Origin of the sequence: Pandoraea sp. SD6-2, from assembly GCF_000389825.1 — a bacterium.
In the GTDB taxonomy this organism is placed as follows: Bacteria; Pseudomonadota; Gammaproteobacteria; order Burkholderiales; family Burkholderiaceae; genus Pandoraea; species Pandoraea communis.
On record NZ_KB944423.1, the window covers coordinates 347,617 to 361,968 of the forward strand.

A 14,352-nucleotide genomic window follows, 5' to 3' on the forward strand; every position below is an offset into this window, starting at 1 on the left:
GCGCCGGAATTCTGCCGGTGCCCTTTTGGTTTTTTGGCGCACATGCCAACGACGCACATCAGCGACAGAGGAGCCTCCCCTGTCACCCTGTCGTTTTACTTGTAGCCTGCGCGATCCAGAATGCGCTGCGCTTCCGGCAGATGCTTCGCAATCGTGCCGATAGGCACGTCTTCCGCCTTGAATTCGCCAAGCGCGGCAAGTGCCGGATTGTCGACCTTGGTCGTCGTCACCGCCGGCCACTCGTTGTTCCCATTTGCGAAGTATTGTTGGGCTTCGTCGCTCGCCAGATATTCGAGGAATTTCACGGCGTTCGCATGATTCGGCGCATGCTTGGCAATGCCGGCGCCCGCCACATTCACATGGGTGCCCTTCCCTGCCTGATCCGGCCAGATGAAACCGACCTTCGACATCAGGGCCTTGTCTTCCGGCTTGTCCGAGCGCGCCATGCGCACGTAGTAGTACGAGTTCGCCAGGGCGACGCCACACTCACCGGTCGCTACTGCCTTGATCTGATCGGTGTCGCCACCTCGCGGGGCGCGGGCGAAGTTCGCCACCATGCCTTCGGCCCACTTCTGCGTCGCCTGAGCCCCTTCACGGGCGATCAGCGCGCCTACCAGCGAAAGCATGTACGGATGCGAGCCCGAGCGCGTGCAGACCTGTCCCTTGTGCGACGGCTCGGCGAGCGACGCGTACGTCTGGACCGTCTTCGGGTCGACCTTGTCCTTGTTGTAGACGATCACACGGGCGCGCGTCGAAAAGCCGTACCAGTCGGTACCCGCCTTGGTGCTCGCGGCGTGCAGCTTGGCCGGAATGCGTGCATCGAGTATGGCCGACTTGGTCGGCTGAAACAGCCCCGCTTCGTCGGCTTTCGCAAGACGCGCGGCGTCGACCATCAGGATGACATCCGCCGGACTCTTCGCACCCTCGCTCTTCAGGCGTTCCAGCAACGCCGCATCGTCCGCTTCGATCCGATTGATCTTGATGCCGGTCTGCTTGGTGAACGTGCCGAAAAGCTGTTCGTCGGTCTGATAGTGGCGCGCCGAGTACAGGTTCAGCACGCCAGCGGTGTCCGCTTGCACGCCGAATGCCGCCGTCATCGCGATGCCGAGCACCGTCAGTCGTGCCAGTTTGCCGATCGTCTTCGCCTTCATGGGCCATTCCCCCGCAGTCGTAGTTTCGTAGAGAGGAACAGCATAATGAAAAACGATCATCAACGCAAATGATTCCCATTTTCATTGATTTCGATATTCACTATTCAGAGCAAGGATGCAGCGCAGTGCGGGATTTACCGCGATAACCACCGCGAGAGCAAGAGGCGTCGGGTTCGCCAACGCGGTTGACGCCATTGCGCATCAAGGCACCGGTGGGCGACCGTAGATTACGCGTGTTGCGGTTGATAAGACGGGCCATGGCGCGAAGGGTTCCACAACAGGTGCCGCACTTTGATGTCCCCCTCGAAAAGTGAACCGAATGGCGCCTGCGCCGCTCCAATCGCCGTAAAATTGCAAGTCGACGCGCGCCAGTGCCCTCTCTTCCCTACGATAAACGGTACCGCGAGCGTTAGTCCTGCCTAGCCGGAGTTTCCTCTTGTTGTCGTTGATTCGAGTTTTGCGTCGCGCGCTCACGCCGACCACCCATACCGCCCCCATCATGTCGTCTTCCCTCCGGCCCGCCCTTGTGCCCCGCCGGCTTGTCACGTCCCCGCGCACGGCCCTGAGCGCCCTCGCCATGGCTGCCGTGCTGGCCGGGTGTGCCAGCGCCCCGCCGGTCGACTCGCAGGGCAGCAATGCACCTGCCACGCCCACCAGCCCGACACCGCCGGTTGCGCAGACGCCGGCAGTGCCCGCCACGCCGATCGCGCCCCCCAAGGTTGTACGGCCGCTGAAGATAGGCCTGGCACTCGGTGGCGGCGCGGCTCGTGGCTTCGCGCATGTGGGTGTGATCAAGGCGTTGGAAGCCCGCGGCATTCACGCAGACATCGTGGTCGGCACCAGCGCGGGCAGCGTCGTTGGTGCGATGTACGCCTCGGGGCTGAACGGCTTCCAGCTCAATCGTCTGGCCTCCACGATGGATGAGGCGTCGATCAGCGACTGGACGATGCCCTTCCGCTCGCGCGGCATGTTGCGAGGCGAAGCGCTGCAGTCTTACGTCAACAAGATCCTCAAGGACCGTCCGATCGAGCAGATGCCGCGTCAGTTGGGCATCGTGGCCACCGACTTGCAGAGCGGCGCGCCCATCCTGTTCCGTCGCGGCAACACGGGCCAGGCAGTGCGGGCCTCAAGCAGCGTGCCGGGCGTGTTCGAACCCGTACGCATTGGCGCACGCGATTATGTCGATGGCGGTCTCGTCGCCCCGGTGCCGGCCGAATACGCCCGGCAGATGGGTGCCGACTTCGTGATTGCAGTCGATATCTCGGCCAATCCGACCGCGCAGGCGACACAAGGCCAGTTTGACATCCTCATGCAGACGTTCACGATCATGGGACAGTCGATCAAGCAGTACGAACTGGAGAAGAACGCCGACATCGTGATTCGCCCGTCGCTGGCAAAGATGGCCGCCTCGGATTTCCAGGGCCGCAACCGAGCGATTCTGGCCGGTGAGGAAGCCGTCGCGAAGCTGTGGCCGCAGATTCAGCGCAAGCTGGCCGACGCCCAGACGGACGCTACGCGCGGCATGCCTCAGGCTTCGCGCTGAAGGGGGTACCCTCGCTGGCGGGCCGCCACGCGCGCGGCCCGGCAGGCGCCAGAACGCATTTGGCCAGCCCCATAGGGGACCGGATGCATCAAAAGAAAAGCCGCCCATCGGGCGGCTTTCTCATTCGCGTCGATGTCCACTGACTCAGCGGACACCGCAGCTTACATCGGGTGGTCGTTCTTGAAGAGTTGCTCGACGCGCGTCAGTTCGGCGCTGGCTTTGAGCGTTTCGACACGGCGAGCGCCGTTGTAACGGGCCGACCAGTACGACTCACGCAGGTCTTCCACGCGAATCTTGCCGCCCGTGGCCGGGGCATGCACAAACTTGTCACCGCCGATATAGATGCCAACGTGCGAGAAGCTGCGGCGCATCGTGTTGAAGAACACCAGATCGCCCGGCTTCAGATCGGTCTTGGCGATACGCTCGCCCACCTGGCTCATTTCTTCCGAGCGGCGCGGCAGCATGAAATTGAGCGTGTCCTGGAACACATAGCGCACGAAGCCGCTGCAATCCAGACCGCTGTCCGGCGTGTTCCCGCCGTACTTGTAGCGCACGCCGATGTAGTTCAACGCGCCAAGTACGACGTCTGATGCCTTGTCGGTAACGTTCGAGAGCAGCTTCTGCGCACGTTGCACACGCGACTCTTCGACAGCCGCCTGCGGGGCATCGGACATGCCTGCCGTGGCAGCGTTGGCCGTGGCATTCTGGGAAGCGTTGGCGGCCTGAATGGCGGCGGCGGCAGCACGAGCAGCGGGGCTCGGGCCACTGTTGTAATCGTCAGCCTTCGCTGTCAACGAAGCGGTGACGAGGCCAGCGGCAGTGAACGCGAGAAGGAGAGTCTTGCGGGTGCGCGAAGGGGTCGTCGTCTGCATTGGTCGCCGGGTTGAGTGTGTCGGATGGCCGATGAGTAGCTCGTCAGGTGCAACAGGATGCTGCCGTGTCGAACACCCTCGAGTCACGCCCGGCTAGACCCACCGCCGAACTTGTCGTCTGAACTGACCTGTTAACTCGTTGAATATTCAACTTTATTGGTAGGCGATAGTAATGTGAACGTCACATGATGTCAAAAGGTAATAGAAAAAAACAATCACTACAACCAGAAAATTCTCATTTCCAATCAAGCCTTTGCGATTTAGACGACGTTCCGCGACGTTATGTGACGTTTCACTACCATGTCATGAGCCTACAACATGGCCGCCGCGACCAGTTCCCGGGTGTAATCGTTTTGCGGATCAAAAAATACCGATTCCGTATCCCCCTGCTCCACCAGATGCCCATCCTTGAACACCAGAACGCGGTGCGCCATGGCTCGCATAACCGCCAGATCGTGACTGATGAAGAGGTAGCTCAGGTTGTACTTGATCTGCAATTGGGCGAGCAGATGAAGCACCTGCTGCTGAATCGAGACGTCGAGTGCGCTGGTTGGTTCGTCGAGCACGAGAATCTGCGGTTCGACGACGAGCGCACGCGCAATGGCAATCCGCTGCCGTTGACCGCCCGAGAACTCGTGCGGATAACGCGACATGGCGCGCGCATCGATCCCCACCTCGCGCAACACGCCCGCCACGCGAGCGCGCCGCTCGTCCTCCGTCTGCTGCGGACGATGCAGCGCGAGCCCCTCCCCCACAATCTCCTCGACAGTCATACGCGGCGACAGCGAGCCGAACGGGTCTTGAAATACGATCTGCATGCGCGAGCGCAACGTGCGCTGCGCGGTGCCGCGATAGGACGAAAGCGGCTCGCCCTGAAACTCGATCTGTCCGGCGCTTGCGTGCTGAAGCCCGAGCAACGCCATCGCGAGCGTCGACTTGCCGGAGCCCGACTCACCCACCACACCGAGCGTTTCTCCCTGACGCAATGCCAGATCGACCGGATGCACGGCGCGGAACTGCCCGCGCCGGAACCAGCCGCGCATACCGGGCAGCGAGATCGGATAATCCACCGCGACGCCGCGCGCTTCGAGCAACACCGGCGCAATCGGCAGCACGGGATGGATCTCGCGTTGCGGGCGGCTGTCGATGAGTTTCCTTGTGTACGGGTGCTGCGGATTCGCAAAAAGCGTCTCGGTATCTGCGCACTCCACGAGCACGCCCTTCTCCATCACCGCCACGCGTTGCGCGAACCGCCGCACCAGATTCAGGTCGTGCGTGATGAGCAGCACAGCCATGCCGCGCTTCTCGGCGGCATCGCGCTGCAATTCGAGCAGCAGCTCGATGATCTGTGCGCGAATGGTGACGTCGAGCGCCGTGGTCGGCTCGTCCGCCAACAGCAACTTGGGACGGCAGGCGAGCGCCATGGCGATCATGGCGCGCTGGCGCTGGCCGCCGGACAACTCATGCGGGAAGTGGGAAACACGGCGTTCCGGCTCAGGGATGCCCGTGCGGCGCAGCAACTCTACCGCACGTGTCTTGGCGTCTCTGGAAGAGAGTCCCTCGTGCAGTTCGAGCGCCTCGGCAATCTGCTCGCCAATCGGATAGAGCGGATTGAGCGCGGTCATCGGCTCCTGAAAGATCATGGCGACGTCGTTACCGCGCACCCCACGCATGGCACGCTCGCTCAACGACGCCAGGTCCACGCCGTCGAGCATGACGCGTCCCTGGATCTGTGCGTCCTGCAACAGGCGCAGGATGGCCAGTGCCGTCACGCTCTTGCCGGAACCCGACTCACCGACCAGCGCGACGCGCTCGCCGCGCTCGATAGCAAGGCTCACGCCCTTCACCGCTTCGGTGTCGCCGAAGCGCACCGACAGGTTTTCGATACTGAGCAGCGGCGCGGTCACATCGCCCCCCCGGCCGCGGCCTGTTTGTCCGCGATACGCGTGTCGAGCGCATTCCGCAAGGCGTCTCCCATGAAGGTGAGCAACAGAAGTGTGAGCACCAGCACGACGAACGTGGCCAGCGAAATCCACCACGCGTCGAGATTCGCCTTCCCTTGATTGAGCAACTCGCCGAGGCTTGGCGTGGGCGGCGGCACGCCAAGCCCGAGAAAGTCGAGACTCGTGAGCGCCAGAATCGCCCCGCTCATGCGGAACGGCAGGAACGTGATTACGGGCGTCATGCTGTTGGGCAATACGTGACGCCGGATGATCTGCCAGTTCGAAAGCCCCATCGCCCGCGCCGCGCGAACGTAATCGAGCTGACGATTGCGCAGAAACTCGGCACGCACATAGTCGGACAACCCGATCCAGCCGAACAGCGAAAGCAGCACGAAGAGCAGCCACAGGTGCGGCTCGAAAATCGACGCAAAAATGATGAGCAAATACAGCTCGGGCAGCGATCCCCAAATTTCGATGAGGCGTTGCAGCGTCAGGTCGATGCGCCCGCCATAGTAGCCTTGCACGGCACCGGCCAGCATGCCGAGCAAGGTGCCGGAGATGGTCAGCGCCAGCGCGAAGATGACCGATAGCCGGAACCCGTAGAGCAGCCGCGAGAAGACGTCGCGCCCGCGATCGTCCGTGCCCAGCCAGTTCTCCGACGACGGCGGCGCAGGATTGGGCACCTTCGCGAAATAGTTGATGGTGTCGTAGCTGTAGCGCACCGGCGGATAGATCGCGAAGTTCTCGCCTGCGCGGATACGGCCTTCGATGAACGGATCGAGGTAATCGGTCGGTGTCGGGAAGTCGCCGCCGAAGGTCGATTCGGGATACGTCTTCACGAGCGGGAAATACCACTGCCCGTCGTAGCGAACCACCCACGGTTTGTCGTTGGCAATCACCTCGGCAAAGAGGCTGATGCCGAACAGCACGACAAACGCGACAAGGCTCCAATAGCCCATCCGGTGGCTGCGAAAGCGCCGCCAGACGCGCCAGCGCGGCGAACGCGATGGCGAAGGCGTTGAGGCGAACGACGACGGGCGTGGCGATGGCGTGGCGGATCGGGTCACGTCAGTGCTCCAGTCGATCGAATTGAATGCGCGGGTCGACCAGCACGTAGCACAGGTCGGAGATGAGCTTGGTCAGCAAGCCGATGAGCGTGAACAGATACAGCGAGCCGAGCACGACCGGATAGTCGCGGCGCTGCACCGATTCGTACGACAGGCGGCCGAGCCCGTCGAGCGAGAACAGTGTCTCGATCAGCAGACTCCCAGCGAAGAATGCACCGATGAACGCCGCCGGAAAGCCGGTAATCAGCGGAATCAGCGCATTGCGAAAGACATGCTTGAACAGCACCTTGCGCTCCGAGAGACCTTTGGCGCGCGCGGTCAGCACGTACTGCCGGCGAATCTCGTCGAGGAAGGCGTTCTTCGTGAGCATCGTAATCACGGCGAAACTGCCGACGACCGACGCCGTCACCGGCAGCGTGATGTGCCACAGATAATCGGTGATCTTCGCCGGCCACGACAGATCGCTCCAGTTATCGGAGACGAGTTCGCGCAGCGGGAACAACTGCCAGAACGTGCCGCCGCCGAAGAGCACGAGCAACAGCACCCCGAGCACGAAGCCGGGGATGGCATAGCCGACGAGCACGACCAGACTCGTGAGCGTGTCGAATCGGGAACCGTTGCGCACCGCCTTGGCGATGCCCAACGGTACCGATATCAGGTACGTCAGGAAAAACGTCCACAGCCCGAGAGAAATCGACACCGGCAACTTCGAGACGATCAGCGACCACACGCTCTGGTGACGGAAGTAACTCTCGCCCAGGTCGAATTTCGCGAAGCGCTTGAGCATCAGCCAGTAGCGCTCCGCCGGCGTCTTGTCGAAGCCGTAGAGCGCCTTGATCTGCGCGAGTTGTTGCGCGTCGATACCGCGCCGCCCGCGATAATCGCTGCCGCCTGAGCCGCTCGCCTCGCCGCCACCGCCCGCGCGGCCCTTGAGTTCGAGCATCACCTGCTCGACCGGACCACCCGGCACGAATTGAATGACGACGAAGGTCAGCGTGATCACGCCGAGCAGCGTCGGAATCATGATCAACAGCCGTTTGAGTATGTAGGACCACATGGTTGGGGGACAGCTCCTGTCGGTGCCTGACGCTCAGGGTGAATCTATCGGGACGCCGCAGATGCGGCGGAGGCCGGGGGAACGGACGCACCGGACGCCACGGGCGCCTCAGACGCAGCGGACGTTGCCGCCTTGCCCGGCTCGATGCGCGAATCCCACCACATCGACACGAGCCAGCCTTCCGCGGTGTAGTACTGCGGCAATTTTTCCGGGAACCGCAGATACTGCCGGTACGCCATGCGATGCGTCGACGAGAACCAGTTCGGGACGATGTAGTAGCCGTGCATCAGCACCCGGTCAAGCGCACGCGCGGAGGCCACGAGATCCTCGTAGGTATGCGCGCGCACGAGTGAAGCCACGAGCGCATCGACGGCCGGGTCTTTCAGACCGATGACGTTGTCCGAGCCGTCCACGTTGGCCGACTGACTGCCGAAGCGGTCGATCAACTCCGTGCCGGGGATCTGCGAATCGGGATAGCGCAACGAAATCATGTCGAAGTCGAAGGTCTCGATACGCTTCTGATACAACGCAAAGTCGCTCGTGCGGAAGTTCAGTGTGATGCCGAGCTTCGCGAGATTGCGCGCGTAAGCCGACGCGACCGGTCCCATCGCACCGCCGTCGTCGAGAAACTCGAACACGAACGGCTCACCCTTCGCGTTACGTAGAGCGCCATCGCGATAAGTCCAGCCCGCTTGCGCCAGCAGTTGCCGCGCTTCGCGCAGGTTCTCGCGCAGACTCGCAGGCGGGTTCGTCGTGGGCTGCACGACCATCGGCCCGAACACGGCCGGATCGAGCTTCTTGCGCAACGGCTCGAGCAGCCTCAACTCCGCCTCGCTCGGCATACCGCGCGCCGCGAGATCGCTGTTGGTGAAGTAGCTGTAGATGCGCTGATACTGGTTGTAGAACAGTTGCCGGTTGAGCCACTGATAGTCCAGCGCGAGGTCCAGCGCGCGGCGCACACGCACGTCGCGGAACATGTCGCGCCGCACGTTCAGGATGAAGCCCTGCATGCCGGCCGCATTGTGATGCGCGAACTCGCGCTTGATCAGCTCGCCATCGCGAAAACGCTTGCCCACGTAACTGCGCACCCAGCTTCGGGCGCGGAACTCGGTAATCGCGTCGAACTCGCCCGCCTTGAAACCTTCGAGTCGCACGATGTCGTCGGAGTACAGCTTGTAGACGATGCGATCGAAGTTGTACGTGCCCCGCCGCACCGGCAGGTCGCGCCCCCAGTACTTCGGATCGCGCCGGAAAGTAATACGCCGCCCGCCGTCGTACGACTCGATCAGATAGGGGCCGCTCGCAATCGGTGTCTCGAACGTCAGGGCGTCGAATGCCTTGCGCTTGCCGTCGGCGCCGGCGCCCCACTTGGGCGAGAAAACCGGCACCGTTGCCACGAGCAGCGGCAGATCGGGACTCACGCGACGAAAGTCGAAGCGCACGCGGCGATTGTCGATGACCGTCGCGCCCTTCACGTCCGAGAGCATGACCTTGAAGCCCGGCGCCGACTGCGGACTCATCAGGGTATCGAAGGAATACTTGACGTCCTGCGCCGTCACCGGATCGCCGTTGTTGAAACGTGCCGCCGGATTGATGTGAAACGTGACCGAGGTGCCGTCGGGGGCCACAGCGATGTCGTCGGCGAGCAGGCCGTAGACGGTCGCGGGTTCGTCCGCACTGCCAATGCCGAGCGTCTCGAACATGAGACCGAGCACCCCCGGCGGCGATGTGCCGCGCAGCGTGAACGGGTTGAACTTGTCGAAGCTGGTGCGGCGATCGGGGTTCGCCAGTGTCAGCGTGCCGCCACGCGGCGCATCGGGATTGACGTAATCGAAGTGCGTGAACCCCTGCGGATACTTGGGCTCACCGTATTGCGCGATGGCGTACTTGGCGTGGGCCGCAGGGGCCAGCAACAGACCCGCGGCAAGCACCGGAACAACCGTCAGAGAAAACACGAAGCCACGGAGCGAGCCCCGCGTTGAGTGTGGATGCCGTGTGGTGCGCGCGTTCATGCGTCTCCTGTATTGGTCGGCGCGTGCGCCAGACTGTCAGGGCCCGGACGCATCCAGCCCCTCCCCTTCGCTCCGCCGCGACATCTGGTAACGTCTCGTAACCACACCATCACGCACATTTCCCGCATGAGGGTTGGCGGCACGGTCGGACCGCGCGACAATTGTACCCAAAAGCCCGGCGTTCACCGCACTGAAAGGCACATGCTCGCCGGCCCGGTTCCCTTATTTCCGCCCTGGAGGCCGACGTTGAGTGCTACACGATCGCCCGTGCAGAACCCCAACCGTACTCTTCCCCGCTGGCTCGCCAAGTTTTTCTTTCAGTGTGTTGAAGCCGCGCAACGCCGCATTGCTCTCAGTTCGCTGGTCGGCGACAAACCCATCTTCGATAATGCCCAGTTCCCCTGGGTCGAAGCCGTCGAAGCACAGGCCCCGGCAATCGCCAAAGAGCTTGAAACCGTCCTGGCCACTCCCGGACGCCTGCCCGCATTTCACGAGATCTCGCCCGACGTCGCCACCATCACGCAAGACCATCAGTGGCAGACCTTCGTCTTTCTCGGCTACGGCATGCGTGCCGAACGCAATCTCTCCCGCTGCCCGGCCACGGCAGCTGCCCTCGAAGGCATTCCCGGTCTGCGCACGGCGTTCTTCTCCATCCTCTCGCCCGGCAAGCAGATCCCGCTGCATCGCGGACCTTACAACGGCGTACTGCGCTTGCATCTCGCGCTGAAAGTGCCACGCCAGCGCGAGAATTGCTGGATCGAAGTCGATGGCCAACGCTATGTCTGGCAGGCGAATCGCGCGGTAATCTTCGACGACGCGTACCCGCATCAGGTGCATAACGATACCGACGAGACCCGCGTGGTGCTGTTCGTCGATTTCGAGCGCCCATGCAAAGCGCCGGTGTCCTGGCTCAACAGATTGCTGCTCGCCTTCGCCCCGCTAACACCGGAGTTGCAGCAGGCCAAGACCAATCACGAAAAGTGGGAGCGCGACTACTACGCCACGCCCGCCGCAACCACGCAGCGCGCTGCCGGCACACCGGCAGCAAACGCGCCTGAGGTCACCCCGGCGGCACAGGTCGAACATGCGGACTCGCATCGGGCGCAAGCCGTCACCGACGAACGCGCCCACGGTTGAAATCTCGCACACAAAAAAACGCCAGCGAACTTTCTGCTGGCGTTTTTCATTTCAGGTCTGACTGACGACTACCGTCCGGGTTGTGCAAGCGCGTCCTGCGCGGGCGGCGGCACGAAGTTCGCCGCCAGCACCGCGACGAGCGCCGCCGCCATCATCGCACCAATGCCGAGCGCGGGGTCCCCGAAGCGCAGATACGCCACCTTCATCACCTCGATCACGGCGACCGCGACAACGATGGTGATCATGCTGAGCATGCCGGCCACCGTGGCGCGATTGGGGCTGTCGACGGCGAACAACGACTGCCGATAGACCACGCCGTAGCACATGCCCATCCCGAACGCGTGCAGCGACGTGCCGACGAGCAACGCCGGATAGCCCGGCGCAAGAATCGCCGTGCCGATGAGCGATACCGCCGCCCCGATCAACATGGCCGCCACGCCGGTCGCCAGCAACCGTCCATTGGACCAGCGGCCGACCTGACGCGCGAGCAACACGTTGCCGAGAATCAACGCCGCGAACACCGGCACTTGCAACACGGCGTACTGCATCTGCGACAAACCGGCTCGCTCGATCAGGAACACCGGACCCAGTGCGATCCAGGTGAGCAGCGGCGTCACGGCAAGCCCCGTCAGCACGGCGCCACGCCAGAAACGCGCACTCGAGAGCGGCAGCTTGTAGCCCGCCCAGAGTTGCTTCGCGTTCAACGCACCACGGTCATGGCGCGAGAGTTCCGGCATGGTGCGATACAACCCGATGAACGAGAACACGGCCACGATGGCGATCAGCCAGAAGATGCTGCGCCACGGCCAATACGACACAACTGCGGCGCCCGCCAGCGGCCCGAACAGCGGCGAGAGCAGCGACACGTTCGCCATGAGCGCCATGACACGGACTGCCGTTTTCTCTTCGAAGGCTTCGTGCACGGTCGGATACCCCACTGTCAGCACAAAGCAGCAGCCCATGCCCTGCAGGAAACGCAGCAGGATGAATTGCGGCATCGTCTGTACGTAGTGCATCGCCAGACACGCCACGACAAACATCGCGAGGCCGCAGAGCAGCACGCGACGGCGTCCGAAGCGATCGGCCAGCGGTCCGAGCAGCCATTGCAGGCTGGCGTTGCCGAGCATGGCGGCGGTGAGCGCCAGCGTGGTCATGTCCGCCGACGCGCCGAACTCGCGCGTTACCAGCGGCATGCCGGGCATGATCATGTCGTTCGAGATGTAGACGGCAAACTCGAAGAGCACAAGCGAGAAGGGAAACCAGAATCTGGAAACCGGCGCGACTGAGTGAGACACCTCGTAAAGGCTCCTATGAAAGGCCAGCGCGCATGACGATGACCTTCGAAAAAACACCCCCGGTGCCTGCGAGGCACCGGGGGTGTCTGTGGTACCGGTGATGCCGTTTGCGTTACGGCATTCGATCGTTCAGACGTCCAACAGTTCGACCTCGAAGACCAGCGTCGCGTTCGGCGGAATCACGCCGCCGGCACCGCGCGCGCCGTAGCCCAGTTCGGGCGGAATGACCAGCTTGCGCTTGCCGCCGACCTTCATGCCGGCAACGCCTTCGTCCCAACCGCGAATGACCATGCCGCCACCGAGCACGAAGGCGAACGGGTCGTTACGGTCTTTGCTCGAATCGAATTTCTTGCCGTCGGTCAGCCAACCCGTGTAGTGAACGGTGACGGTCTTGCCCGGCGTGGCTTCGGTGCCGTCGCCCACTTGCAGATCGTCGTATTGCAGGCCGGAATCGGTGGTGATGGTCGACATCGTTGTCCTCGCTGGAAGAAGAGATGGTATCGACGCGCGAGATATCGCCAACGCGCGAACTCGAGAAAGAAAAAACCCCCGGCTCTCCGCGAAGAGCCGGGGGTGTTCCGCCAAGGCGACTTGGCGGAGACGGAGGGATTCGAACCCTCGATCCAGGTTTTGGCCCAGATGCTCCCTTAGCAGGGGAGTGCCTTCGACCTCTCGGCCACGTCTCCCAAACTTGTCGTCACATCAGGGAGGTGATGTAACGAAGGCGTGATATTACCTACTGTTCTCGATGCCGTCAAACATTATGCGCATCAAAATCCAACATTTTTTGCGCAGGTGTCATGCACTCGACACGTTCGGGGAGTTTTCCCCGCATCACATCGCGAAATTCGCGCGGCGCGCCGCATGCTCCACGCAAGCATGCGACACGCCGCGCGACTCGACCGAGGGCGCTTACGCCTGATCGAGTTCGAACGCCTTATGCAGCGCACGCACCGCCAGTTCCATGTACTTCTCGTCGATCAACACGGAGATCTTGATCTCCGAGGTCGAGATGAGCTGGATGTTGATGCCCTCTTCCGACAGCGTGCGGAAGGCCTTGCTGGCGATACCGACGTGCGAGCGCATGCCCACGCCGACGATCGACACCTTCGAGACCTTCGGATCGCCCACGACTTCAGCAGCGCCGATGTGACCTTGCACATCGTTTTGCAGCAGCGCCATGGCACGCTGATAGTCGCCGCGCGGCACGGTGAACGTGAAGTCGGTCTTACCCTCCACGCTCAGGTTCTGGATGATCATGTCGACATCGATGTTCGCGTCAGCGATCGGGCCGAGGATCTGGTACGCGATGCCCGGACGATCCGGCACGCCGCGCACGGTGATCTTGGCCTCGTCGCGCTGGAATGCGATACCCGAGATGATGGCCTTTTCCATTTGTTCGTCTTCCTCAAAAGTAATCAGCGTGCCCGAGCGCGCTTCCTGGTCGAGCGCAATCATCGGATCGGTCAGGCTCGAGAGCACGCGAGTCTTGACCTGGTACTTGCCTGCGAATTCCACCGAACGGATCTGCAGCACCTTCGAGCCGAGACTGGCCATTTCCAGCATCTCTTCGAAAGTGACCTTGTCGAGGCGGCGCGCTTCGTCAACCACACGCGGATCGGTCGTGTACACGCCGTCGACGTCGGTGTAGATCAGGCACTCGTCGGCCTTGAGCGCAGCAGCCACCGCCACTGCCGACGTGTCCGAGCCCCCGCGACCCAGCGTAGTCACGTTGCCGTTCGGATCGATCCCCTGGAAGCCGGTAATGACCACCACGCGGCCGGCGTTGAGATCGGCCATCACACGCTTGTCGTCGATTTCCGAAATGCGGGCTTTGGTGAAAGCGCTGTCGGTCTTGATCGGTACTTGCCAGCCGGCGTAGCTCACGGCATCGACGCCGGCGTCCTTGAGCGCCATCGCCAGCAGGCCAACGCTCACTTGCTCGCCCGTGGCGGCAATGGCGTCGAGCTCGCGCGGATCGGGATGGGCCGAAATTTCTTTGGCCAGACCCAGCAGACGATTGGTCTCGCCGGACATCGCCGACGGCACCACCACCATCTTGTGACCGGCCTTATGCCACTTGGCCACGCGCTTGGCGACATTCTTGATGCGCTCCACCGAGCCCATCGACGTGCCGCCGTATTTGTGTACGATCAGAGCCATAACATTGCTAACACATTGATTTAAAACCGTTTATGAATCCTGCGCAGATACCCGCCATGAGTATCGGTGACGTTTCGATTCGCGGAACTTTTCATTATCGCACGAATGTATC

Annotated in this window: 11 protein-coding genes and 1 tRNA gene; 2 read left to right on the top strand and 10 right to left on the bottom strand. The window is 62.5% G+C overall.

Translation table 11 applies throughout. The annotated features are described in order from the left end of the window. Positions 1-95 precede the first annotated feature (95 nt). Entirely contained in the window at positions 96-1,151 is a 1,056-nt protein-coding gene (locus C266_RS01640; protein WP_010807319.1) for an extracellular solute-binding protein, read from the bottom strand. Positions 1,152-1,728: 577 nt separating this feature from the next. Between C266_RS01640 and C266_RS01645 the strand changes: the two genes are divergently transcribed. Continuing rightward, entirely contained in the window at positions 1,729-2,694 is a 966-nt protein-coding gene (locus C266_RS01645) for a patatin-like phospholipase family protein (protein WP_010807320.1), read from the top strand. Positions 2,695-2,855: 161 nt separating this feature from the next. Here the strand turns inward: C266_RS01645 and C266_RS01650 are convergent, their stop codons facing one another. From C266_RS01650 to C266_RS01670, 5 genes are all read right to left on the bottom strand, one after another. Next, on the bottom strand, positions 2,856-3,566 hold the full coding sequence (locus C266_RS01650) for a C40 family peptidase (protein ID WP_010807321.1): 711 nt from the start codon (positions 3,564-3,566) through the stop codon (positions 2,856-2,858). A gap of 311 nt (positions 3,567-3,877) precedes the next feature. Further along, on the bottom strand, positions 3,878-5,473 hold the full coding sequence (locus C266_RS01655; RefSeq protein ID WP_010807322.1) for an ABC transporter ATP-binding protein: 1,596 nt from the start codon (positions 5,471-5,473) through the stop codon (positions 3,878-3,880). Then, positions 5,470-6,576, bottom strand: coding sequence for an ABC transporter permease (locus tag C266_RS01660; protein ID WP_036660927.1), 1,107 nt, complete (start codon positions 6,574-6,576; stop codon positions 5,470-5,472). The genes C266_RS01655 and C266_RS01660 overlap by 4 nt, the downstream gene beginning before the upstream one ends. Position 6,577: 1 nt before the next feature. Continuing rightward, the gene (locus tag C266_RS01665; RefSeq protein ID WP_010807324.1) at positions 6,578-7,633 is read right to left on the bottom strand and encodes a microcin C ABC transporter permease YejB; all 1,056 of its coding nucleotides are present in this window, start codon (positions 7,631-7,633) and stop codon (positions 6,578-6,580) included. A gap of 44 nt (positions 7,634-7,677) precedes the next feature. Further along, a complete protein-coding gene (locus tag C266_RS01670; protein ID WP_010807325.1) occupies positions 7,678-9,645 on the bottom strand; it encodes an extracellular solute-binding protein in 1,968 nt (655 codons plus the stop codon). Positions 9,646-9,891: 246 nt separating this feature from the next. Between C266_RS01670 and C266_RS01675 the strand changes: the two genes are divergently transcribed. Beyond that, the gene (locus tag C266_RS01675; RefSeq protein WP_246831124.1) at positions 9,892-10,782 is read left to right on the top strand and encodes an aspartyl/asparaginyl beta-hydroxylase domain-containing protein; all 891 of its coding nucleotides are present in this window, start codon (positions 9,892-9,894) and stop codon (positions 10,780-10,782) included. Positions 10,783-10,850: 68 nt separating this feature from the next. Here the strand turns inward: C266_RS01675 and C266_RS01680 are convergent, their stop codons facing one another. From C266_RS01680 to C266_RS01695, 4 genes are all read right to left on the bottom strand, one after another. Then, the gene (locus tag C266_RS01680; RefSeq protein WP_010807327.1) at positions 10,851-12,077 is read right to left on the bottom strand and encodes an MFS transporter; all 1,227 of its coding nucleotides are present in this window, start codon (positions 12,075-12,077) and stop codon (positions 10,851-10,853) included. A gap of 129 nt (positions 12,078-12,206) precedes the next feature. Next, positions 12,207-12,548, bottom strand: coding sequence for an FKBP-type peptidyl-prolyl cis-trans isomerase (locus tag C266_RS01685; RefSeq protein WP_010807328.1), 342 nt, complete (start codon positions 12,546-12,548; stop codon positions 12,207-12,209). Between the two features lie 121 nt (positions 12,549-12,669). Beyond that, positions 12,670-12,763 (bottom strand) — tRNA-Ser (locus tag C266_RS01690). 226 nt (positions 12,764-12,989) lie between these two features. Next, complete coding sequence (locus C266_RS01695) at positions 12,990-14,240, bottom strand: aspartate kinase (protein WP_010807329.1); 1,251 nt, start codon at positions 14,238-14,240, stop codon at positions 12,990-12,992. Positions 14,241-14,352: the final 112 nt, after the last annotated feature.